Genomic DNA, 22,325 nt, shown 5'->3' with positions numbered 1-22,325 from the left:
ACAGAGAAAGCGAGGTAATATATGAAATTGATTTGGCATAAGCAGGAATTACCGCTGGAAGGGTGGTGGAATTTAACCCGCAGGTATGTGGCTGCAAAGTTCAGGAAACAGACTTACGGGGTGACAGATTCAGCAGCTGTCTGGGGTATGGTTGAGTCGGGAAAGAATATAGCTATTGTTGATTGCAGGCTTGCGAACACCTATTCTCAATTCGGTCATATCCCCGGAGCAGTGAATTACCCCATCACTTTATTTGAAGATGATTGTCCAAACATCCCGGATGAAAAGCAGCTTGTTGTGGTTTGTTATTTCGGTTTTGTCTGTCAACTGGCGGCGCGTAAGTTGGTAGAGCAGGACCACAGGGACGTTTTGATTCTGAAGGGTGGCATGGATGCATGGAATGCTGAAGACAGGCCCCTTGAGATAGGCTAGCCCCCATTGCATATGGGAAATTGCTTTTTCGGCCGTAATATCTTTCATGATATTACGGTCTTTTTTTATTTGATTTTGTGTTATTTGATGGGCAGCAATTTTAATAAACATGAAACATAGGGAGCATATCATGAAATTGAACGGAAAGCGTGTTCTGATGTTTATTGATAATGTTTTTGAAGATATGGAACTGCTTTATCCTTACTATCGGTTGATAGAAGAGGGGGCGGAAGTTATTGTTGCCGGACCGGAATATGGCGAGGTCTACACTGGCAAGAACGGCTATCCTTTCCGCTCCACCGCAGCCATCAATGACATGAATGCGGATGACTTCGACCTGTTGGTGATCGCCGGCGGTTTTGCCCCGGATAAATTGCGCCGCGACCCGAAAGTGCTGGAGCTTACCCGTGAAATCCACGAGGCCGGAAAAGTTGTATCCCATATCTGCCATGGTGGCTGGATTCCTATTTCCGCTAAGATCATGACTGGTTATAAATGCACTTCCACCCCCGGCATCAAAGATGATCTTGAAAATGCCGGAGCTACTTGGGTTAACGAGGAAGTGGTTGTAGACCGCAATCAGGTTTCATCGCGTAAACCGGATGATCTGCCCGCTTTCTGCCGAGAGATAATCAAGTTGGCAGCCAAGTAGCAAAAAATATTACTTTATTATGACGCCTCCCCGCGCTATACGCGAAGCATAATAAAAGTTTTAGGAGAGTCCAAAGAACCCTTTTTCAAAAGGGTTCTCTGGTTCCCGAAAGGCCGCCGGAGGCTTCTCTCTATATGCAACTAATCTCAGAATTTTACAGAATATTTATCAGGCCGATTGATCCGGGCCTGTTCATGACCAAATACGCGGCCAAGTCTATCTGTGCCTGTCTTGTTGCGCTGTTGCTGGCCTATCTGGTGGGCATGAGCACCAAATTTTTGCAATGGTCGGTTTACGGCTCCATGGTGGTGGTTGTTTTTCGTGCAGGTAGCACCCTCGCCAAGCGCAAAGCTGTGGCCCGCTGGCTGGCCTTTGCGGTGATGTGCCTTGTCCCTGTTTCAACGGTGGTCGGTAATTATTCGATACTGCTGGAAATTTACCTGTTTATGCTGGCCTTTGCGGTCTTTTTTGCTCCGGTTCTCGGTGTAGCAGCAGCAACTGCCGCTATCGGGACTCTTATCGTCAATCTGCTGGCTTTAACCTCGCCGGGTACGATGCTTGTCGGGCTGGAACGGTCCGGTGCGGTTCTTTTCGGGGCAACGGTATCCTATCTCTTTCTTTTTTATCTTTGGCCCATGAAGCCTGAAAAGGTTCTTACTCGGGCAGGTGCAGTGGCCTTGACTGATATCGGCGACTACTTCCGTGCAGTGGCTTCGTCCACGGGCAGCAAGGCTGATTTAAAAGAGATCGCCGAAATCCATGAACGGTCTGTGGAATCCGTGCGTCGTTATCGACGGTTTATGGAAGCCATGAACGTGGACCCGGTTAAGGAGCTTGGCAGTTATGAAGGTCCTTCGGCCTTGTATGCACTGCTGGTACGGATGATTGAGGCGGTGGTCGGACTGGCTAACAGCCGCCAGTTTGCCGAACATAGTCCGGTCTTTAAGGATATGCGTTTCAAATTCAGTGATATTGCCGGACGTAGTTCTGTAGCCTTCGATGTGCTGGCGGCAAGCCTTTCCACTGGGAAGGGCGGAGTTGACCTGCGTGGCATTGATGAAGGGATTGCCGAACTTGAAAGTGAATTGCTCCGGCTGGGGGCCTATAAGCGTGATGACGGCTTGCGCAATGAGTTTCTTGAGGCTTGGGGTGCAATCTATGGGTTACGCAATTTGAGCATGGAATTCGCTGAAATGAGCAAGCTCTGTTGCAAAGGAGGGGCTTGCAGTGTTCGCTGATGCATTTGCTACCTTGCAAAAAGAATTCCGCTGGGATTCGGTTCCGTTTCGCCATGCTCTCAAGGCAGCGGCAGCGATTACCTTTGCCATTGTGGCTGCCCGTTTTCTGGAGCTGCGCCATGCGGTCTGGTTGCCGATCAGTGTGATTGTGATCATGCGTCCGTCTGTGGGCGGTACTTTGCGTATCGGTTGGAAACGGCTCTGGGGTACGGTTATCGGCGCAGCAATCGGGGTGGGGATTCTCTTTCTTGAGCCCGGAACCCCGGTCCTTGCCGGACTGATTGTATTATCGTTTTTTCTGATGATCCTTGTTCGGGTCTTCAGTTATACTTTTTTTTCCTGCTCCTTGACTGTGGGAGTGATCCTGCTGCTAGGCGTGCTTTTTACTGACGGCTGGCAGTTCGGGGTTGAGCGGATTTTGGATACTGTGCTGGGTATAGCGATTGGTGTTGCTGCGTCATTTGGAGTCTGGCCCAATATGGCGCGTAAAAATCTGCGGGCGAAAATGGCGACTCTGGTGGAGTTACAGTCCACGCATTTCAAGATTCTTTCTGAATCGTATCTGCATGGCGGAATCACTGAAGCTAAGATTGTTGAGACCCGTATTGAAGCTTCCACTATGCTCGATACCTGTGCGGAGTCATTCCGTGAGGCCGCTGCTGAACCGGGCTTGCAGGGCTGGCAGCGTAGTGAGTTAACCCGTTTGCTCCGTACGTTCGCCCGTATGCATAGTCTGCTCATGACCATGTCGACCATTATCCGTCGGGGATATGGAGGGCCGTTACCGTCCATTGCTGATGGTATGGCTGATGTTCTGGGCGCAACAACAGAGTACTATGAGTGGCTGGAATGCTATTCCCTGACTCCTGAGTATTGCCCGGATGAGCCTGATTTTGATAAGGCTATCGATAACTTCATGGCTGCAGTGGGGGATGCCCGTGTGCGTGGTGATTTTGAGGATGTGCCCCTTGAGCGGCGTAACAATATTTCAGCGTTCATCTGGAACATTCGCGCCCTTGGTGGTGAAATCCGCAGAGCCGGAAAGCGGATGCATGATCTGCGCTACGGGCGGGAATAGTAATTAGGAGATAAATATGATTAACGACAATACTCCATACACTTTTGATCGCGTAGTACGTTTGTTGCTTGCTGCGGGATTCATCTGGGTGTCTGTAACCCTTTTGGATAAACTGAGCGCAGTGCTGGCACCTTTTGCCGTGGCTTTGACCCTTGCCTACCTGCTCAATCCGCTGGTTAATTTTGTAGGCCGATATCTCAAAAACCGTACTGCAGCGGTGCTGCTAACCCTGTTGGCGGTATTGATTCCCATGGTTAAAGTCTTTTGGGTTACCGTCCGTGCAGTCGGGGTTGAAATGAAACAAACCGGGGTGTTGCTGGCAAAAATGGTCAACGACTCTTCTGTTGCGCAAAGGGCGGCGGAATATATCCCCCAGGACCTCTGGCAGACCATAGTCGATCTGGCCAAGCAGGAAGATGTGCGTTCATTTCTCACAGAGTCCGGCCTGACGGATATGCTTAAGGTTTCGGCTCAGAAAGCGCTGCCCGGTATCTGGAATATTGTCAGTGGCTCGGCCCACACTCTTGGCATGCTTGCCGGATTGTTTGTTATCATTCTTTACCTCGTGTTCTTGCTTACCGATTACGATAAGCTCGGCAAATGGCGGGAGCAGATTCCCTCCAGATACCGCGAGCGGGTAGCATCCTTTGTAGATGACTTCACCAACGTGACCAACCGCTATTTTCGTACGCAAGCTCTGATAGCCTTGATTATCGGCTGCCTGTTTTCATTGGGATTCTTGATCATCAAATTGCCGTTGGCAATTCTGCTTGGCATGCTTATCGGTTTGCTTAATATGGTTCCATATCTTCAGATCGCAGGACTGATCCCGGCTTTTTTGTTGGCTGCAATCGATGCACTGGCAACGGGTGGTAATTTCTGGCTCGCCCTAGGTGGTGTAGGCGTCGTATTCGCCGTTGTGCAGGTGCTACAGGATGCAGTGCTTGTTCCGCGCTTACAGGGCGAAAGTATGGGCTTGTCTCCATGGATGATTCTGCTCTCCCTTTCCATCTGGGGCCAGTTGCTCGGCTTCCTCGGGCTGGTCATGGCCCTGCCGCTGACCTGTATGGCTCTCGCGCTTTATCGCCAGTGGGTGATGGAGCAGGGGGAATGAAAGGACAAAAGTATGACAATAAATGAATATAAAAAGCAACTTAAAGCTTTAGTCGATGCAGATGATGCGCAGGTGATTGTCCTGAAAGGTGAGTGGGGATGTGGCAAAACTTATTTTTGGAATGATTTTGTTGAAAAAGATTTTGATGAAAAGGAACAAGAGCGATTTGTTTATGTCTCACTGTTTGGGCATAGAAACTTTGAGTCGTTGCAAAATAATATATTAGTTCAAGCTTTTTCAAGAAATGAATATATAGATAAAATTTCTGGTGTCCTGAAAAGTATTAAAACTAGCTTTAGCGGGGATGTTGGTGAGTTTGGTGGATTTAGTATTGGTACAGGTGTTCTCGGTAATACTTTATCTTTATTTAAAAAGAATAGTTTGTCTGGTCTAACCATTTGCATAGATGATTTTGAGCGTAAGTCTGATGAATTGAGCTATTCTGAGATTATGGGTTTTGTGTCTAATTTGAAGGAAAGATTTGGCTCAACCGTTGTGCTCATTATGGACGAAGATAAATTAACAGATGATAGACTGTATTCTAAGTATCGTGAAAAAATAGTGGATTGCGAGTTTAAGTACAATCCTTCTCAGGAAGAGATTGTTGCCAAATTGCTGCATAAGGTTGAAATGAAATATAGAATAGGAATTGAAGAAGCATTTGAAATTTACCATAGAAATAATCTACGAACTGTAAAGAAAGCTGTTAGGAATGTAATTCTTATATCACAGATGGTCGGGCCATGTAATGATTGGCGTTCAAGTTATCTGGCATACAATGTTTCGCTGTTGACTATCGTATACTGCGGGCTAGGATATGAGGGGCTGAGTAAAATCTCTCAATTTGGCTACCAAGAGGGAATTGAACCTAGTGCTGCTGACGATTTGCAGATAAAAGAATATGCTTATGCTTATGGAACCAGGGTTTCAGAACATTTTGCGTGGCATAATTTTTTGTGGGAATTTATACACACTTCTCTCTTAGATTTAGTTGAGTTTGAGCGCCTACTAAGTGGGCGAGAGCTTGAGAAAGAAAAAGAAAGTAAATATAGGCAAGTGTTCGATATATTAGATCAATATACATTTGATTTGTCTAAGTCGGCGGAAGAGTTTATTGAAGAACTGACTAGTGCCATAAACGGTGTTGGTTATAATATATTTGAGTATACATCATTTGAAAATATTAATTATTTGTTTTCTGTGTTTAAAGAGTTTTCTGCTGATGCTGATGCTGATGCTGATGCGCTCTTTCGGCAATTTAAAATGGATTATATTAGAGATAGAGTTTGTGAGATAGATGGGGTGGAGTCAGCGAGGAAGTCTTGGTACTGTGAGACTATTAGTTCTATTTGTGCATCAGATATTAAGGTTAAGGAATATTATGAAGCAGAATTTGGTAATAAAATTAATGATCTTTATACACTTAGTTTATTTAAAGAGCGTTTAAAAGAGGTCCAAAGTGCGAGAAGTTGGGGAGACTTTGACAAGAAATATTTTGATGGAGTGAGAGTTGAGTTACTGAGGAAATGGTTTCAAGAAGATCCTGAATTTGTTAAAATATCGATTCAGTTTGCAAGAAGTCACTCTCAATCTGATACCTTTGTTGGGCTTCGTGAAAAAATAACCAGAGCTTTTGTTGAGCTTAAGGATGAGCTTGGGGAATGGAGATTTAATAGGATAACTAAATTATCGAATAATTCGGTTTAGTTTTCTTGTATGAAAAACCCTTCGCAATAAAAATGCGGGGGGTAATTTTTTTATTCCAAAAAATAAAAGCCCCTTACGAAAAATCGTAAGGGGCTTGAATTATCTGGTCGGGATGAGAGGATTTGAACCTCCGGTCTCTGCGTCCCGAACGCAGCGCTCTACCAGACTGAGCCACATCCCGTCGTGAGATTGGGTAACTATCTAATCCTGACGCGCTTGGCAAGAAAAAAATTAAGAAAAAAAATAATTTCAAAAAGAGCGGTCATGAATTTTTATATTCTTGCACATAAACTTCCAATGTTTTAAAGTGGTAAAAGTGTGAGTATTGAAATTTGTCCTAAAATCCGATTTGTATGATTTTTTGGTGAAATTCGGGGAGTTTGTTGGACAAAAATACTCATATGTGCCAAGTTTTATCTACGGTTGCGGTTCACTTTTATTTGAACGGCTGGATTTTTCCAAAAAATCGTCTTTTTATACAAACTGTTAAAGACTAAGCTGAGCAGACGCCGTAGAGATAAGGAGATCGGGTTAGTGATAAATGTCGTAGTTGTAGATGATTCCGCTTTCATGCGTAAAGCAATCAGTACCATGTTGCAGAAGGACCCCGGCATCAGGGTGGTTGCCACCGCGCGTGACGGAGAGGAAGGCTTAAGGGTTATCCGGAAGCACAACCCGGATGTGGTTACCCTTGATATTGAAATGCCCAAGATGGACGGTCTGACCGCGCTAAGGCATATCATGATGGAAATGCCCCGTCCGGTGCTTATGGTTAGTTCCCTGACTACTGAAGGTGCTGAGGCGACCCTGAAAGCCATGGACCTTGGGGCAATTGATTTTATTCCCAAGCAGTTGTCAAAAGTATCCCTCGACATTGTTAAAATCGAAAATGACCTGATCTCCAAGGTTAAGACTGTTGCCAGACGCAAGATGCGTCCGGTGCCGCGTCTGCGGGCCGCTACTGCCGCTCGCAAGCCTGCAGTCCCGGTGCGGACCCCGCGCGGAAGAGCTAAGCGCGATGTGGTCGTGATCGGTGTTTCCACCGGTGGACCACCGGCGGTTCAGAAAATCCTTTCTTCCCTGCCCAAAGATTTTCCGGCTGGTATTGTTATTGCCCAGCACATGCCTAAGGCCTTTACCGGCCCCTTTGCTAATCGTCTTAACGGAGTCAGCCAGATTAAAGTCAAAGAGGCTGAGACCGGGGACAGACTTCTGCCCGGTCATGCATTCGTTGCTCCCGGCGGCTCTCATCTGGTTATTGACCAGAAAGTCAGCAGAATTGATCTGGTTGTGACACCTGAACCCAAGGAGGCCTTGTATAAGCCTTCTGCAAACGTGCTCGTTTCTTCGGTTGCAAAGGCTGTAGGCCGCAGGGCTCTCGGGGTTATCCTGACCGGTATGGGTAATGACGGACGTGACGGAATCAGAGAGCTTAAGAGCAAGGGTGGCAGGGCTATTGCGCAGAGTGATTCTTCTTGTGTTGTTTACGGTATGCCGAAAGCTATCGTGGACGACGGACTCGCTGATGAAATCGTAGATATTGATGATATGGCAAATGCGATCATCAATAATCTTTACTTGTAATTTTTTCTAAGACGCAACCGTGAGATGTCTTACGGATTTAAACAAAATGGGGACTTGCAATGACGGATTGTTCTAAGGTTCTTGAAGAACTTAAAAGCGACGATAATGAAGTCGTCCGTGAGGCCGCGTTTCAGGCTGGGGAGTTGAAATGTGCAGATGCCGTTCCTCTGCTGGCCGATCTTTTAAAGACAAACCATCTGGGATTGCAGGAAGCAGCCGATCAGGCCTTGCGCAGTATCGGCGGCAAGGGAGCTGTTCAGGCTGTCGTACCCCTGTTGAGATCAGATGATGCCCCAGTACGTAACCTTTCCATGGACATCCTGCGTGAAGTCGGTGCGCAGGACTTTGCTTCCCTTGTGGAGCTTGTCCATGACGATGATCCTGATATCAGAATTTTCGCGACCGATATTTTGGGGTCTACCAACAGCTTTATGGCTGTGGAACCTCTTTGCGATGCCCTGCTTAAAGACCCTGAAGTCAACGTCCGCTATCAGGCTGCGGTGAGCCTTGGAGATCTCGCCAACCCCGCCGCCGCCCGTTGCCTGAATAAGGCCATGGCGGATGATGAGTGGGTGCAGTACGCAGTTATCGAAGCTCTGGCTAAGATTAAGCATTCCAGTTCTGTTGACGCGCTGGTTAAGGCTTTGAATAGTAGCTCCGACCTCGTGGCCTCCATGATCGTGGATGCTCTCGGTGAGGTTGGGAACATCAAGGCTGTAACCATGCTGCTCAGACATCTGGATAAAAGTCCCACCGCCCTGCGCAATAAAATTGTCAAAGCTATTGTCAGCATTCTCGGCGGTAAGTCCCTCAAGCTGCTTTCTGCCAGTGAGCGTGAAAAGCTCCGTGAATATATGCTGGTCGCGCTTAATGATGAAGACGAAGATGTGCAGGATGCAGCCATCTCCGGTCTGAGTTACGTGGGCGGCGAAAAGGCTACTGAAGAAGTGCTCAATCTCGCAAGCGAGCTTGATCCGGACCGTGATCGTGACCGTCTCGCAACAATAGTCGACGACCTTTCAAATATCGGCCTGAACGAAGCTATGGTTGCTGCTGTGAACAGCGGCAACTTTAAGAAGGCCGCAATCGTTATTGAGATTCTTTCAAGGCTTGAAGGTCCCGAAGTTTCCAAGGTTCTCATGGATGCATTTGAGAACGGAGATCGGGATATTAAACGCGGAATTCTTGAAGCTCTTGTCGGCACCGCTGATGAAGAAGCCAAGGAATTTTTTGAAAATGTTCTCGAGAGCGAGCAGGACGGTTCCATGCTTAAGTCAGCCATCAATTTTCTTGGTGGCAAGCTTAAGGATGTGGACGCTGTTGATGCTATTTTTGGATTGCTTACTCACTCCTATGATGATGTGAAGGAAGCAGCCCTTAACGCCTGTGTTGCCATTGGCGGCGAGGATGTAAATCAGCGTTTTGTTGAATTGTTCAGCAGCGATGAGCCCATTGAAAGACTCATGGCTGTATTTGCCATGGGTAAGATTGATGCTTACGGCAACCTTGAACACATCAGGATCGCTCTTGAGGATGAAGTTCCTGATATCAGGAAGATTGCCCTCGAAGCGTTGCATGATTGCTCTTCGGACCCCGAAAGCATGTCACTCATTTTTTCAAGACTTCATGATGAAAACCGCGATGTGCGCTTGACTGTGATTGAGCTTCTTGGAAGCTGCTACACAGAGCAAGCTACCCCTTACATTATTCAGGCCCTACAGGATGATGATGACTGGGTACAGATCAGAGCTGCAGAAGCCCTGGGCGAGCATCGTGAAGAAAGTGCATTGCCTCAACTTATAACAATGTTGGATTCTCCACATAAGCTTGTGGTCCTTAAGGTGATTGAAGTATTAGGCGCCATTGGCGGAACTATGGCGTTTCAGGCTCTTCTGGAAGCGTCCAATTCCGATTCCGATCCCGAGGTTATTCAGGCCGCCGAAGAGGCCATTTTGAGAATTCAGGAAGAGCAAGGAGAAGGAGACTAGATGTCTTCTCTGTTTTCAAAGACAATATCGCTGCGGAAAGAGCTGAAAATCTCCGATTTGGAGTTCACCCAGCTCCGTGATTTCATTTACGATCAGGCAGGTATCTTTATTGCGGGTAACCGTAAATATCTGCTTGAAAACCGTCTTGCCAACCGCTTGAAGGAACTCAACCTCAAGAATTTCGGCGAGTACTATTATTACCTGCAGTATGATCCGGGTAAAAAGGCAGAATTGAACAAGCTCTTCGAGGTAATTACTACCAACGAGACCAGTTTCTATCGCAATCCGCCTCAGCTGAAGGTTTTCCAGACCAAGGTCCTGCCCGCTGTTCTGGATGAGCTGCGCAAGAAAAGGCGTAAGCGGCTGCGGATTTGGTCCGCCGGTTGTTCTACCGGGGAAGAGCCTTATACCCTGTCCATGATCATTCATGACGTCCTTGGTCCCGAGCTTAGCAGTTGGGATATCAAAATTACCGCGAATGACCTTTCTGAAAGGGTTCTCAAGTCCGCGCGTCGTGCGGTTTACAGTGAATATTCGCTGCGTACGACCCCCAAGGAAATCATAGCCAAGTATTTTGACAAGGACGGCAAGCAGTACAAGGTAAAACCAGCTATCAAGCAATTGGTCAGTTTCGGCCAGATCAACCTCAGTGACCGCATGCAGGTCAGACGGGTTGAGAGGTCGGAAATCGTGTTCTGCAGGAACGTGATCATTTATTTTGATGAAGCCATGAAGAAAAAGGTTATCAATGCTTATTACGATAACCTTGTTCCCGGCGGTTATTTGATAATCGGCCATTCCGAATCCCTGCATAATATCACCAGGGCATTCAAGCCGGTTCACCATCCGGGAGCGATTATTTACCAGAAGCTGGAATAATACCGGTCTGCGGTTAAATTTATATAAAGCTGCGGGCTGATATGGAAAGCAATAATACAAAGCAGTTGGACGGAACTGCATCCTTGGCGAAGGTCTATGCCATCGCCAATCAAAAGGGAGGTGTAGGCAAGACGACCACGGCTCTGACTCTTGGGGAAGCCTTGGCCAGACAAGGAAAAAAAGTACTGGTCATTGATCTTGATCCTCATGCGAATGCCTCGGTTCATATGTCTTACTTCCCGGAAACCGTCACAACCTCGGCTCATGATCTGTTTTTTGATGATGCGGATTTCAAGAGTCTTTGGGGCAAGATAGTCAAAAAACGCGAGTGGGTGGGATTTGACTTTGTTCCGGCCAGCATTCGGTTATCCGAGCTGGAGGTTGATCTTAAAGACAGGAAGAATAAGGGGATGGTCCTCTCCAATTCGTTGGACGAGATTAAAGAGTATTATGATTATGTACTCATCGACTGTCCGCCCCATGTGGGAGTGCTGCTGGTTAATGCCATTGTGGCTGCGGATACAGTTTTGATCCCTATTCAGACTGACTTTTTAGCTCTTTATGGTATCCGGTTGCTCTTTGATACGATCAAGATTTTAAACAAGGTGCTTCCCAGCCCGGTTAAATTCATGGCTTTACCCACAATGTATGACGGCAGGGCAGGGGCATGCAGGAAGATTTTAAATCTGATCAGGAGAAAGTTGGGGGATAAGGTTTTCAGTACCGTTATCCACATGGATACCAAGTTCAGAGAGGCTTGCGCTAGCGGGAAGATCATTTTCGATATTGATCCTAAAACTCGTGGCGCTGAGGAATATATGCAGTTGGCAAGAGAGATAGTCAGAAATGAAGACGCCTGAAGAATATTTTGTTGAAAACGTAAACCTGCCCAGTGAAGAAAAGCAGGACGGCGGATACACTGATGCCGAACAAGCTTTCATGGATAAGTACATGGGGATTGGCGGGCAGGCTGCGTTTAACAGCCTTGAGCGGGTGGATCCCCGTGGAGATGCTGCCGTTCCCGGATTCGGTGCCGGACCGGTCGATGATTACGGGGGAGAAGGAAGTTCCGCAGACTTTGAGGAAAAGCTCAAGGATGAGGATGAAATCCAGCTCGTCAGTTTCGTTGTCGGGGACCGGGAATATGGTTTGCCGATCATGGTCATTCAAGAGGTTGTCAGGAAAATTCCTGTGACTTTGCTGCCCGCTGCTCCACGCTTTATGCAGGGGATCATCAACCTTAGGGGCCGCGTTACTCCGGTTCTGGATTTGCGGCACCTGCTGCATGACGGAATGGGCGTACAGGATAAATTTGTTGTTATCTGCAGACACAAGGGCTTGCAGATCGGATTGGCTATCAGCGCGGTTAGAACCATGTACCGCGCATACAAGCAGGATCTGGTTTGGGGAGTGGAATCAGAAGTGGGTGTGAGTTCTGATTTTTTGCTCGGCCTCTATAAAAATGGTGAAAAATTGGTCAACATTCTTTCCGTGGATCGACTGGTAGAACAAATTTTAAAGAGTGAAGGAGAGGGAAATGCCTAAACATATTCTGATAGTGGACGATTCAAAGACTGTAAGGAACCTCGTCGCCTTCATCATGAAAAAGGAAGGGTTCAAGGTAACTACCGCGGAAGATGGTTTGGACGGCCTTGAAAAGCTTTACAGTCTGGACAAAGTTGATCTAATTATTTCCGATGTAAATATGCCGAGAATGGACGGGTTTACTTACATTAAAACAGTTCGTGAGCAGGATGCTTATAAAGATATCCCTATTATTGTGCTCTCGACTGAAGGTCAGGAAAAAGATATTCAGACCGGCCTGAGCTTGGGTGCCAACCTCTATATGGTGAAGCCGGCCCAGCCTGAAAAGATGGTTAAGAATATTAAAATGCTTCTCGGATAATGTATTAGCGGTACGGTCGACGAAGACTGTTTCCGGACTTGACTGCAACTGACCACTGCAGAAGAACTTTTAAGAAGGGGTCTCTAGATGAGCCAGGATTTCATGGATCCTGAAATTTTTGCGGATTTCATTATTGAAGCTAAAGAGCATCTCGAAACTATCGAGCCCAACCTGCTTGAGCTTGAGAATAATCCCGAGAATCTTGATCTTCTGAATGAAATATTCAGACCAATGCACTCCCTCAAGGGAGCTTCAGGCTTTTTGGGGCTGAATATCATCAACGGCCTTGCCCATAGGGCGGAAAATATTCTTGATGAACTTCGGAAAGGTGAGATTGCGGTTACATCTGAAATTATGGATGTAATTCTTGCCGCCACCGATCTGTTACGTCAGTTGATTGATAATCTGGATGAACTCGGCAATGAAGGTGAAGTTGATACTTCAGTTACCATTGAAAGGATTGATGCCATCATGGCCGGTGAAACCCTCGAACCTTCCGAGCCTTCTGAAGATGAGGTTGAGCCTGAGCCGGAACCCGAGTCTGTTCTGGAAGAAGTTGAGCCGGAACCTGAACCGGTTGAAGAAATTACTGAAGTTGAGACAGATTTGCCGGAGACCCAAATCGAGCAGGAGTCCAATATGCCAGAGTCAGGACGCAAACAGGCTTTTCAGTTTGTAGCCATTGTCAATGAGGAAGCCGAATCCTATAAGTTAACAACTGTAGGGGAAGGTCATCTGGCCGATTTTCTCGAAGAAGCCCATGAAATCATCGAGAACCTCACTAACGGTCTGCTTGAGCTTGAGCAGGATCCCGAGGGCAATGACGACCTTATCAATGACATATTCAGATATTTCCACAACCTTAAAGGCAATAGCGGTATTATTGGCTTCCGTGAGCTGAATTCACTCACCCATGAGGCTGAAACCCTGTTGAATAAGGTACGTAAGGGAGAAGTGGCCGCAACCCGTTCCATGATCGATCTGCTTTTGGCTGTCGTGGACGGAATTGAGTCGCTGATTGCCCATGTCTCGCCGAAAACAGGCGATGTGCAGCCTCTTGATATTGACCAGCTCGTAAGTCCGCTGCAAGAAGCGGTTGAAAAGGGTGAGGTTGTTGCTGTCGAGGTTCCTGAGGAAGATGGTGAAGCGGAAGAACTTGAGGTTGAGCCTGAAGCAGAACTGGAACCGACAGAAGATGGTCTGGACCCGGAAGATATTGCAATTTTTGAACAGACCGTGCGCCAGCAGGTTGATAATATTGATTTGGCCCTGAAAACCCTCGGTGAGGATGCCGGCCAGAAAGATTATATTGACGGACTCTACAGAAGCCTTGTTTCCATCCAAAACTCCGGTGGTTACATGGGGTTTGATGATTTACGGGAGTACGCTGAAAGGACCGCAGGACTGGTAGATCAGGCTCGTTCATCCGATATGGATTTTGAGCTGATGCTTGACTTGTTGCGTCAGGAATGTGGAATCATTTCAGAAATGATTGATTCTGCAGTGAATGATCTCAAGGGCGGTGCAGAGGCTCCTGCGGCACCTGAACCGAAGTCCGAACCCAAGCCTGAGCCGAAGCCCGAACCCAAGCCCGAACCCAAGCCCGAACCCAAGCCTGAGCCGAAGCCCGAACCCAAGCCTGAGCCTAAGCCTGAGCCCAAGCCGACACCTAAAGTTGAGCCCAAGTCTGCTCCTAAAGCTGAAGCCAAGCCCAAGGCGGCTGCTAAGCCCGCAGCCAAGCCTGCGGCGAAGCCGAAACCGAAACCCGCAGCCGGTGCCCCGGCCAAGAATGCCAAGCCCAAGGCTATGTCCACCATTAGGGTTGACCACCAGAAGCTTGACCATCTCATGAACCTGATCGGTGAGCTTATCATCAGCAGGGGCCGTTACACCATGCTTGCTCGTGGTCTTGAGGAAGGACATCTTGAAGTCCCGGTTGTTGCCCAGCAGCTGACCGAGACCACATATGCCTTGTCCAGAATTTCCGATGACCTGCAGGACACCATCATGAAGGTCCGCATGGTTGCGGTTCAGACAGTATTTTCAAGATTCCCGCGTTTGGTTCGCGACCTCAGCCGCAAGAGCGGCAAGCGGGTCGAGTTGATAACCGAAGGCGAAGAGACTGAACTCGATAAGAGTGTTGTCGAGGAAATCGGCGATCCTCTTGTCCACCTGATCAGGAACTCCGTTGACCATGGTCTTGAGCCTGAAGAAGAGCGTATTGCTAACGGAAAGACCCCGCAGGGGCACGTCTGGCTGCGCGCTTACCACAAGGGTAACTCCGTTGCCATTGAGGTTGAGGATGACGGTCGTGGAATTGATCCTGAAAAGATGCGTAATGTCGCCATCAAGAAAGGGGTTATTTCTCCGGAAGAAGCACGTAACCTTGATGACCGCGAAGCCATCGAGCTGATTTTTGCCCCGGGTTTCTCCTCCGCCGAGAAGGTTACCGATATTTCCGGTCGCGGCGTGGGTATGGATGTTGTGCGTAATAACATCAAGGACCTCAAAGGCAGTGTCCACATTTCATCTGAAGTGGGTAAGGGGTCCAAGTTTACCCTGACCCTGCCGCTGACTCTGGCGATTATTGATGCGCTTATGGTTCAGATCAACGGTGCAAACTACGCTATTCCTCTTGACGCGGTTTCCGAAACCACCAAGATCGAGGCGGAAAGACTTACTGAAGTCAACAACCGTAAGGCTGTTACCCTACGCGGCGAGGTGCTCGGTATTGCAGAGCTTGCTGAACTGCTGGAGCAGCCGGTCAGTGATCCTGACCGCGAAGTATTGCCCGTTGTTATTGTTCATGACAATGACCGTCGACTGGGGCTGGTTGTGGACAGACTGCTTGAGCGTCAGGAAATCGTTATTAAACCTCTTGGTAACTACCTCAATGGCTTTGACCTTAAAGGCGTGTCCGGTGCGACCATTATGGGTGACGGTAGCGTTGTTCTCATCCTTGACCCCCATGAGATATACAGCATGGCAACAGTCAAGGGCGGCGGCATCCAGTAGCTGTCAGATACATAGAGTAAAAGTGAATCCCCCTGATGCTGATGCGTCAGGGGGATTTTTCGTGGGCAGCAATAAAAAAGGCTCTTCCGCGAACGGAAAAGCCTTTGCTTGTCTTCTATGTGGAGTGCCTTATGAAAGGCTCAGATACAGACTCATAGTCCCGGCCATGAGTGTTGCATGGGCGAGGATTACCAGTAGCGGTGTCAGTCCAAGGCCTATCTTGTGACGCATGGGAGTTTCGCTTCTCCAGGTAACAATCCAGATTGCACAGCAGATCATGGTCAGCAGAAGGGAAGCTCCGAAGCTGAGAGCTACGGGGAGGTTCTGATATAAAGAGGTAATGTTGGGCCCACAGATGTAGTAGACTACGCTGCCTGATGCTGCCAGCTGCAACAGAGAAGGAAACAATGCCCAGCGGGCAACCACCGGAAGGGTGAATTTGTAGTAATCACGGCCGAAGTCGTCTTTGTTTCGGCGAAGTACCAGGTAAAGTCCGGAAGCGGTGGCGGCAAAGGCAATGGCCATGATCAGGTAAATCCCTGCCAGACAAAGTCCAGCCTTACCAGGGAGTTGCTGGAAGTGGGTGTAAAAGGGAATTGCCGGAACTGCAGGATGGGGATTTTCCATCTGCAGGGTGAAAAATTTCTGCATGATCACTGTGGCCGCGTGGATGGAGGCAATTCCGCCAAGTGCGCCCACTGTGCCGAGCATGATGTGCAGCGGCTTGCTCTTTTTGAGTTTCTTCCAGCTGTATTTATAAGGAATGAGCCCTGCCAGAGCGATTCCCAGAGTGATGTAAAACATCATCACCGGAGAAGCAGGGTTGATAAACCAATCTTTGAGCCATGGCATCTGGCGGCTGAAAAATGCTGCAGCGCTTCCGAGGCAGATGGTGAAGAGCAGATACATAACCAAAGTCAGTGCTGTGACTTGCTGAGCTAGCTTGTCGTAAAAAATTTTTTTTCGGGCCTTGGCCGTAATTTCAAGGATCACAGCCATGATCGGGGCACCGATAGCCGCAAGCGTGGCAAAGTCCACCAGCGCCTTAGGCAGCATCTGGGCACTCATCATTGCCGTGAGCCGAAGGGGTTCCATGGGGATGTTCATATTTGTTTTCCTAAAATAAGGGTTTTAAAGACTTCTTTTGTGTGCACTTTTTGCCCTAAATTTGCACAGGAAGCAAGGGCAGCGGGCCGTCCATTATGTAAAAGGTTAGATATGCTTGCCAAATCTAACTAAGTGGCCTACTTTAAATCCGTTGAAACTTGAACCAAATTCACCAGTTAGATTCAACATGCCTTTCGGAGAATATTTGATGCAGTACTTACGAATCCTTCTTATTGTTATTCTGGCTTTCGTTGTTAGCGGATGTTTTGCGGCAAAGCAGCCTGAAGAGCCGGTCAAGCCCGCATGGGGCGGAAGCGAAGAATGGCGCCTTAAAAGCCTTGAAGAGAACTTTCTAAATTTCAAGGAAGGACTGCGCCAGCAAAATGACCTTATTGAAAGCAATCACAAAGATACCACTGCCCAAATAGAAAGGCTCCAGGAGAGGATGACCGAACTGGACAGCACTCTTGCCGAGCTTAAAGAAAATCAGCAGAAGATGATGGCTATGAAGGTTGAGCAGGAAATTCCTGCTGAAGAGACCGTTGTGGCTGAAGAAGTGGTCATGGGTGGACAAACCAGTAGCGAGGAAAAACCGTGGATGATTGTTCCCGGTGAAGCTGCCGCCACTGCGGAATCCGCAACCCAGACTGCTCCTGCTACTGCCGCTCCGAAACCTGTATCTGCTTTGAGCGGAGATGCCCTGTATCAGGAAGGTGTGCGACTGGTGATGAACGATAATCCCCTGAAGGCACGCGCTCTGCTTGAGCAGTATCTGGCTCAGAATCCTTCTTCCAAGCTTGCCCCCAATGCTCTCTATTGGGTCGGTGAGACATATTACTCTGAAAAAAGTTTTGCCCAGTCTATTCTGAAGTTCAAGGAAGTGAGCAGGCGTTTTCCCAAGGCCGGAAAGGTGCCCGATGCCATGCTTAAGATCGGTCTGGCCTACGATAAACTCGGCGACCGTGAAAATGCTGTTTTTTACCTGCGCACTCTGATTGAAGATTATCCTAAGTCCGATCCCGCGAAGATCGGGCGGGAACGTCTGCGTGCAATCGAAGGGTAATCCTTTCAGCGACGGCCGTTGGTGAGCTCCCTACAGGAAGAATATTTTGCATGTCTGGCCCTGCGCTATACGCCGGGGCTTGGGCCTAAATCATGGGGACCTATTCTCAGGCATTACCCTACAGCTTATGAAGGCTTGAAAGACGCAGCCAACTGGCCCGCTCTAAAATTGGCTTCTGAAAAGAGGTCTGAATCCGCACAAAAAGAAGAGTGGCGTTCCAAAGCTGAAAAAGAATACCGCGAGGCTATGCGTCTCGAATTCGGTGTTTTGCCGTGGACTCATCCATTATTTCCTGATCTTCTTAAAGAATTGGCAGATCCTCCAACCTGCCTGTATTACTTCGGTGATCCGAAGCTGCTCTCCAACCCGGCTGTCGGTATTGTCGGTTCACGTAATAGTGGACGGCTTGGGATGGAGTACGCCGCAAGACTTGCAGCAGATTTATCCAGAAGTGGTATCACCGTTACTTCCGGTTTTGCAAAAGGTATAGACTCCTGCGCCCATGAAGCTGCCTTGCAAGGGATCGGCTCAACAGTCGCTGTGCTGGGGACTGGGCTGGATTATGATTCCTATCCTTCGGACAGTGGCTGGTTGCGTAAAAGTGTTCTTGAATCCGGATTGATCATTTCTGAATTTCCTCCGGGAACAAAGCCTTTTGCCCGCAATTTTCCTTTTCGCAACCGTTTGATCAGCGGGCTGAGTGTCGGCGTTGTGGTGGTGGAAGCTGAGATCGCCAGTGGCAGCCTCGTTACCGCACGTTTGGCTGGGGAGCAGGGCAGAGACGTAATGGCTATGCCCGGTCCCAGTGGCGATAAGAGCTTTGCCGGATGCCTGAAATTGATTAAGGAAGGCGCGGCCCTTGTGGAAACCGCGGATGATGTATTAATGAATATCAGGCACGCCCTTGATGTTGATAATTTTTCCGGGCAAAAGGCGGTTTCCGGGGCTGAGCGCAAGCTCCCGGTAAAGCAGAGTGGTAAAAGCAGTCCTTCCAAGAATGTCCGTGTTACTGCGGAAGCTGAGTCTGTTGCGCCAGCTGTTGATATTTCAGCGCTTGAGCCGCCTGAGTCAGACATAGCCAAATCCCTTGAGAGTGGCGGGAAGCTGCACATTGATGAAATTGCCCGCGCAGCGGGGATTGATGTTTCCGTGGCCGGGGCAGTCATACTCGGCATGGAGGTCAAGGGAATGGTTGTGCGCTTTCCCGGCATGTATTATGATCTCAAGCGTAGTTAGTATGGGGCGGGTATTTTTGAATTTTATTAGGAGAAGTCCGACTGATGCAGAAAATTCCGGTTAAACTTGCGGCTCCGGGCATGAAGCTTGCCAAGCCAGTAACCCGCGATAACGGTATGGTTGTTCTTGCCGAAGGGCTGGAACTTACCGACGGGATCATCCAGAAACTGGAGTCTATGGATGTTGAACGTATTGTGGTCAAGGGTAATCCCGTTGATCTCGGGGACAATGACAACTCTTCATGGTCTAAGAAGTCGGAACGTCTCGACCATCTTTTCCGCCGATATGCCAAAGACAAATGGATGTTTCGGGTTAAAGGATTTTTTAAGGAATATTTCGACCTCAAAGCTGCCGCTCAGAAGGCTGAAGAAGAAGCTGAAAGACTGGCTGAAGAGCAGGCTGCAGCTGAAGCCGCTGCAGCAGAAGAGGCTGCAGCAAACGGGGAGGAGGCATAGATGGTCGGTCAAGATCTTAAAACCAGTGTAAAGGGGCAGATTCTTTCTACTTCCGACCTTCCGACCCTGCCTTCAGTTCTTGATGAGGTCACCAAGCTCGTGGATGACCCCAACTCTTCAACCGAGCAGGTTGCAAAAGTTATTTCACAGGATCAGGTGCTTTCGGCCAAGGTTCTTAAGATGGTTAACTCGCCCATTTATGGCTTTCCGGGCAGGATCACCACCATTCAGCACGCTCTTGTGTTGCTCGGTCTTAACGTTATTCGCGGCATTATTATTTCAACTTCTGTATTCGATATGATTCAGCAGGCTATGTCCGGGCTTTGGGAACACAGTCTCGGTTGCGCTATGGCCAGTGGTGCCATTGCCAAGGCCGCAGGATTTGAAGACCCCGAAGAATTTACCGTGGCCGGGTTGCTTCATGACCTCGGTAAAGTCGTCACCGCAGTACAGTTGCCGGAACTCAATGAAGCTGTACGCATGACTGTGCAGGAAAAGGACCTGACCTACTACGAGGCTGAACGCCATATTCTCGGGTTCGGTCATGATCGTATCAACGCTTGGCTGGCTCGTCACTGGCACCTTCCGCCCAATGTTCGCGAGGCCATGACTTATCATCACCACCCCGACCGAGCCCAGCATTACCAGCAGACCGCCGCAGTGGTTCATGTCGGTGATTTTATTGTTCGCCTTTTTGAATATGGAAACGGCGGAGATGACCAGATTGCGTACTTTAAACCTGCGGCCATGAAGATTTTGAAGCTGAAAATGAAGGACCTTGAGCCGGTCATGGATGAAGTCTCCGATAAATTTATGGAGATATCCGACCTTACTTTCTAGTCAGTCTGTTATTTTTTTGAAATTATCCGGAACGTGGTCCGCTTGAGCTTTGACGTTTTCCAATGGTTGATGTTAAACCGTTGGCTATGGACAATAATAAGGATCACGGCCTGTTGGGGCTGGCAAAACATAAGGCCATTCTGGTTTCCCCGGACAGCTCCCTGCGCGACCTGCTGTTTGAAATCTGGCCGCAGGATGTGCTGGAATTCACCTGCTATACTGAAGCCCGCGGGGCAGTAGAGCATCTCTTCAATGACCCACCGGATCTGCTCATTGTGGACAGCAGAGTGGAAGATGTTCCGGCTCAGGAATTGGCCCGCTTGGTTAAGAGCGAAAACGTTTACCGCCAGCTTCCGGTGATTATCTGCCTTGATGATATCGATCTACAGCATCCATGGGATTGGAACAAGGTCGAGGTGGATGATTTTCTGGTTCGCCCGTTCTTCCTGCCAGTTGTCCGGGAAAGGGTGAACCTGACTCTTTGCCGCGCTCTTCGTGCTCTTGATGCCAACCCATTGTCCAAGCTTCCGGGCAACACTTCCATTATCCAGAAGATTCAAAGTTTAATTGACCGCAAGCAGGATTTTGCTCTTGCCTATTGCGACCTCGATTATTTCAAGTCCTTTAACGATAAGTACGGCTTTTCCCGTGGTGATGAAGTCCTGATGATGAGCGCGCGCATCATCGTCAACACGGTTAAGAGTTTTGCCGGGGAGCAGACTTTTGTAGGCCATGTGGGCGGCGATGATTTTGTGATTATAACTTCCCCGGATATAATTGAGGAAGTCTGCCAGCGCATAATTTTTTCATTCGACGGCATTGTACCAAATTTCTATGACATGGAAGATCGTCAGCGTAAATCGATCGTTTCCAAGGATCGTCAGGGCAACACGCAGACCTTTCCGCTCATGGCCATTTCCATTGCCGTTGTTTTCAACATCAACGGCAGGATGAAGCACTTTGGTGAGGCCTCAGCTATTGCCATGGCGTTGAAGAAAAAAGCCAAGGAAAATCCCAAGAGCAGCTATGTTCTCGATCGCAGAAATAATTAAAGATCTGTCCGAACCAGTTCAGATATTCATGACTTATCTGGATGTGGAAAAACGGTCTTCAGCTGCCACGCTGCGTTCTTATGCAAAGGACCTTTCTCAGTTTGAGGAATTTCTGGAGACCCGCAAAAAATCCCTTGCCACCCCTGAGAAGGTCACTCCGGACCTCGTTCGCGCATTCCTTGCCAAGCTGCACGGACAGCGGTTGGCAAAGTCGACCATGTCGCGCAAGCTTTCTTCTTTGCGTTCATTCTTTAAGTACATGACCAAGCATCGTTTTATAAAAAGTGATCCTATGGTCGGGATCAGGAACCCCAAGCAGGAAATCCGCCATCCCCGTTCTCTGAATGTGGATCAGGCTGTGAATCTGATGGATGCCCATGTAGGTGATGAACCTGCTGATAAGCGCGATCTAGCTCTTGCCGAGATGCTTTACGGTTCCGGGCTGCGGGTCAGTGAAGCAATCACTCTTGATCTTTTTGATGTGGATACCTCCAGCGGAGTGGTTCGTGTTTCCGGTAAGGGTAATAAGGAGAGGCTTTCTCCCCTGAGTGATGCGGCTCGTAAGGCTGTTGATGATTATCTGGCAGTACGTGCCGAGCTGGGGCCTGCCTTAGAGGAGCAGGCTTTGTTTGTGGGTAACCGTGGTGGGCGTATCAACCGCAGGCAGGTCAACCGTATTCTGGCCCGTATGGCTGAGGGAGCGGGGTTGCATGAAGGAGTGCATCCGCATATGCTTCGGCACAGCTTTGCCTCGCACATGCTCCAATCCGGGGCTGACATGCGGTCAGTTCAGGAGTTATTGGGACATGAGCATTTAAGCACCACCCAGCGTTACACCCATTTGAATCTGCAGCAGATTATGAATGTATATGACAAGGCTCATCCGTTGGCAGGCAACCAGTCGCCGGATTCAAGCGATGATAAAAAGGAATAGATATTTGTAAATGAGTGTGTTAAGCAAAAGTTAACTTAGCAATTC

20 protein-coding genes and 1 tRNA gene are annotated in these 22,325 nt (G+C 48.5%); 19 read left to right on the top strand and 2 right to left on the bottom strand.

Annotated features, from left to right (window positions below):
• Positions 1–21 precede the first annotated feature (21 nt).
• The 6 genes from ACO05Z_RS14065 to ACO05Z_RS14040 all read left to right on the top strand — a co-directional run bounded on the left by ACO05Z_RS14065 (position 22) and on the right by ACO05Z_RS14040 (position 6,221).
• Complete coding sequence (locus tag ACO05Z_RS14065; protein WP_421902800.1) at positions 22–432, top strand: rhodanese-like domain-containing protein; 411 nt, start codon at positions 22–24, stop codon at positions 430–432.
• Positions 433–562: 130 nt separating this feature from the next.
• Complete coding sequence (locus tag ACO05Z_RS14060; protein ID WP_421902799.1) at positions 563–1,084, top strand: type 1 glutamine amidotransferase domain-containing protein; 522 nt, start codon at positions 563–565, stop codon at positions 1,082–1,084.
• A 134-nt stretch (positions 1,085–1,218) separates the two neighbouring features.
• On the top strand, positions 1,219–2,322 hold the full coding sequence (locus ACO05Z_RS14055; RefSeq protein ID WP_421902798.1) for a hypothetical protein: 1,104 nt from the start codon (positions 1,219–1,221) through the stop codon (positions 2,320–2,322).
• Complete coding sequence (locus ACO05Z_RS14050; RefSeq protein ID WP_421902797.1) at positions 2,312–3,400, top strand: FUSC family protein; 1,089 nt, start codon at positions 2,312–2,314, stop codon at positions 3,398–3,400. The genes ACO05Z_RS14055 and ACO05Z_RS14050 overlap by 11 nt, the downstream gene beginning before the upstream one ends.
• A 16-nt stretch (positions 3,401–3,416) precedes the next feature.
• A complete protein-coding gene (locus tag ACO05Z_RS14045; RefSeq protein WP_421902796.1) occupies positions 3,417–4,514 on the top strand; it encodes an AI-2E family transporter in 1,098 nt (365 codons plus the stop codon).
• 12 nt (positions 4,515–4,526) lie between these two features.
• Positions 4,527–6,221, top strand: a complete 1,695-nt coding sequence (locus ACO05Z_RS14040; protein WP_421902795.1) for a P-loop NTPase fold protein — start codon at positions 4,527–4,529, stop codon at positions 6,219–6,221.
• A 104-nt stretch (positions 6,222–6,325) separates the two neighbouring features.
• On the opposite strand, the gene ACO05Z_RS14035 is transcribed toward ACO05Z_RS14040, so the two are convergent.
• A tRNA-Pro gene (locus tag ACO05Z_RS14035) sits at positions 6,326–6,402 on the bottom strand.
• Between the two features lie 353 nt (positions 6,403–6,755).
• Here ACO05Z_RS14035 and ACO05Z_RS14030 point away from each other — a divergent pair.
• From ACO05Z_RS14030 to ACO05Z_RS14000, 7 genes are all read left to right on the top strand, one after another.
• Positions 6,756–7,805, top strand: coding sequence for a protein-glutamate methylesterase/protein-glutamine glutaminase (locus ACO05Z_RS14030; protein ID WP_421902794.1), 1,050 nt, complete (start codon positions 6,756–6,758; stop codon positions 7,803–7,805).
• A 59-nt stretch (positions 7,806–7,864) separates the two neighbouring features.
• Positions 7,865–9,793, top strand: a complete 1,929-nt coding sequence (locus ACO05Z_RS14025; protein ID WP_421902793.1) for a HEAT repeat domain-containing protein — start codon at positions 7,865–7,867, stop codon at positions 9,791–9,793.
• Positions 9,794–10,672, top strand: coding sequence for a CheR family methyltransferase (locus tag ACO05Z_RS14020; RefSeq protein ID WP_421902792.1), 879 nt, complete (start codon positions 9,794–9,796; stop codon positions 10,670–10,672).
• Positions 10,673–10,713: 41 nt separating this feature from the next.
• Entirely contained in the window at positions 10,714–11,532 is an 819-nt protein-coding gene (locus ACO05Z_RS14015) for a ParA family protein (RefSeq protein ID WP_421902791.1), read from the top strand.
• Complete coding sequence (locus ACO05Z_RS14010) at positions 11,519–12,217, top strand: chemotaxis protein CheW (protein WP_421902790.1); 699 nt, start codon at positions 11,519–11,521, stop codon at positions 12,215–12,217. The genes ACO05Z_RS14015 and ACO05Z_RS14010 overlap by 14 nt, the downstream gene beginning before the upstream one ends.
• Positions 12,210–12,578 carry a response regulator gene (locus ACO05Z_RS14005; protein WP_015852595.1) on the top strand — a complete coding sequence of 123 codons (369 nt, stop codon included), beginning with the start codon at positions 12,210–12,212 and terminating at the stop codon, positions 12,576–12,578. Before ACO05Z_RS14010 ends, ACO05Z_RS14005 begins: the two co-directional genes overlap by 8 nt.
• 87 nt (positions 12,579–12,665) lie before the next feature.
• Positions 12,666–15,593: an Hpt domain-containing protein gene (locus ACO05Z_RS14000; RefSeq protein WP_421902789.1), complete on the top strand. Its 2,928-nt coding sequence runs from the start codon at positions 12,666–12,668 to the stop codon at positions 15,591–15,593.
• 129 nt (positions 15,594–15,722) lie between these two features.
• Here the strand turns inward: ACO05Z_RS14000 and ACO05Z_RS13995 are convergent, their stop codons facing one another.
• Positions 15,723–16,700, bottom strand: a complete 978-nt coding sequence (locus ACO05Z_RS13995) for a hypothetical protein (RefSeq protein WP_421902788.1) — start codon at positions 16,698–16,700, stop codon at positions 15,723–15,725.
• Positions 16,701–16,908: 208 nt separating this feature from the next.
• Here ACO05Z_RS13995 and ybgF point away from each other — a divergent pair, with 208 nt between their 5' ends.
• The 6 genes from ybgF to xerC all read left to right on the top strand — a co-directional run bounded on the left by ybgF (position 16,909) and on the right by xerC (position 22,280).
• On the top strand, positions 16,909–17,763 hold the full coding sequence (gene ybgF, locus ACO05Z_RS13990; RefSeq protein WP_421902787.1) for a tol-pal system protein YbgF: 855 nt from the start codon (positions 16,909–16,911) through the stop codon (positions 17,761–17,763).
• A 21-nt stretch (positions 17,764–17,784) separates the two neighbouring features.
• A complete protein-coding gene (gene dprA, locus ACO05Z_RS13985; RefSeq protein ID WP_421902786.1) occupies positions 17,785–18,999 on the top strand; it encodes a DNA-processing protein DprA in 1,215 nt (404 codons plus the stop codon).
• A 44-nt stretch (positions 19,000–19,043) separates the two neighbouring features.
• On the top strand, positions 19,044–19,454 hold the full coding sequence (locus tag ACO05Z_RS13980) for a hypothetical protein (RefSeq protein ID WP_421902785.1): 411 nt from the start codon (positions 19,044–19,046) through the stop codon (positions 19,452–19,454).
• Entirely contained in the window at positions 19,455–20,294 is an 840-nt protein-coding gene (locus ACO05Z_RS13975; protein ID WP_421902784.1) for an HDOD domain-containing protein, read from the top strand. It abuts the gene before it with no gap.
• Positions 20,295–20,356: 62 nt separating this feature from the next.
• The gene (locus ACO05Z_RS13970; RefSeq protein WP_421902783.1) at positions 20,357–21,346 is read left to right on the top strand and encodes a GGDEF domain-containing protein; all 990 of its coding nucleotides are present in this window, start codon (positions 20,357–20,359) and stop codon (positions 21,344–21,346) included.
• Positions 21,321–22,280: a tyrosine recombinase XerC gene (gene xerC, locus ACO05Z_RS13965; protein WP_421902782.1), complete on the top strand. Its 960-nt coding sequence runs from the start codon at positions 21,321–21,323 to the stop codon at positions 22,278–22,280. Before ACO05Z_RS13970 ends, xerC begins: the two co-directional genes overlap by 26 nt.
• The last annotated feature ends 45 nt before the right edge of the window (positions 22,281–22,325 follow it).

Source organism: Maridesulfovibrio sp. (genome assembly GCF_965230075.1).
Lineage (GTDB): Bacteria > Desulfobacterota > Desulfovibrionia > Desulfovibrionales > Desulfovibrionaceae > Maridesulfovibrio.
Note: the sequence above shows the minus strand (reverse complement) of the source record. Positions and strands in the feature narration are given on the sequence as shown.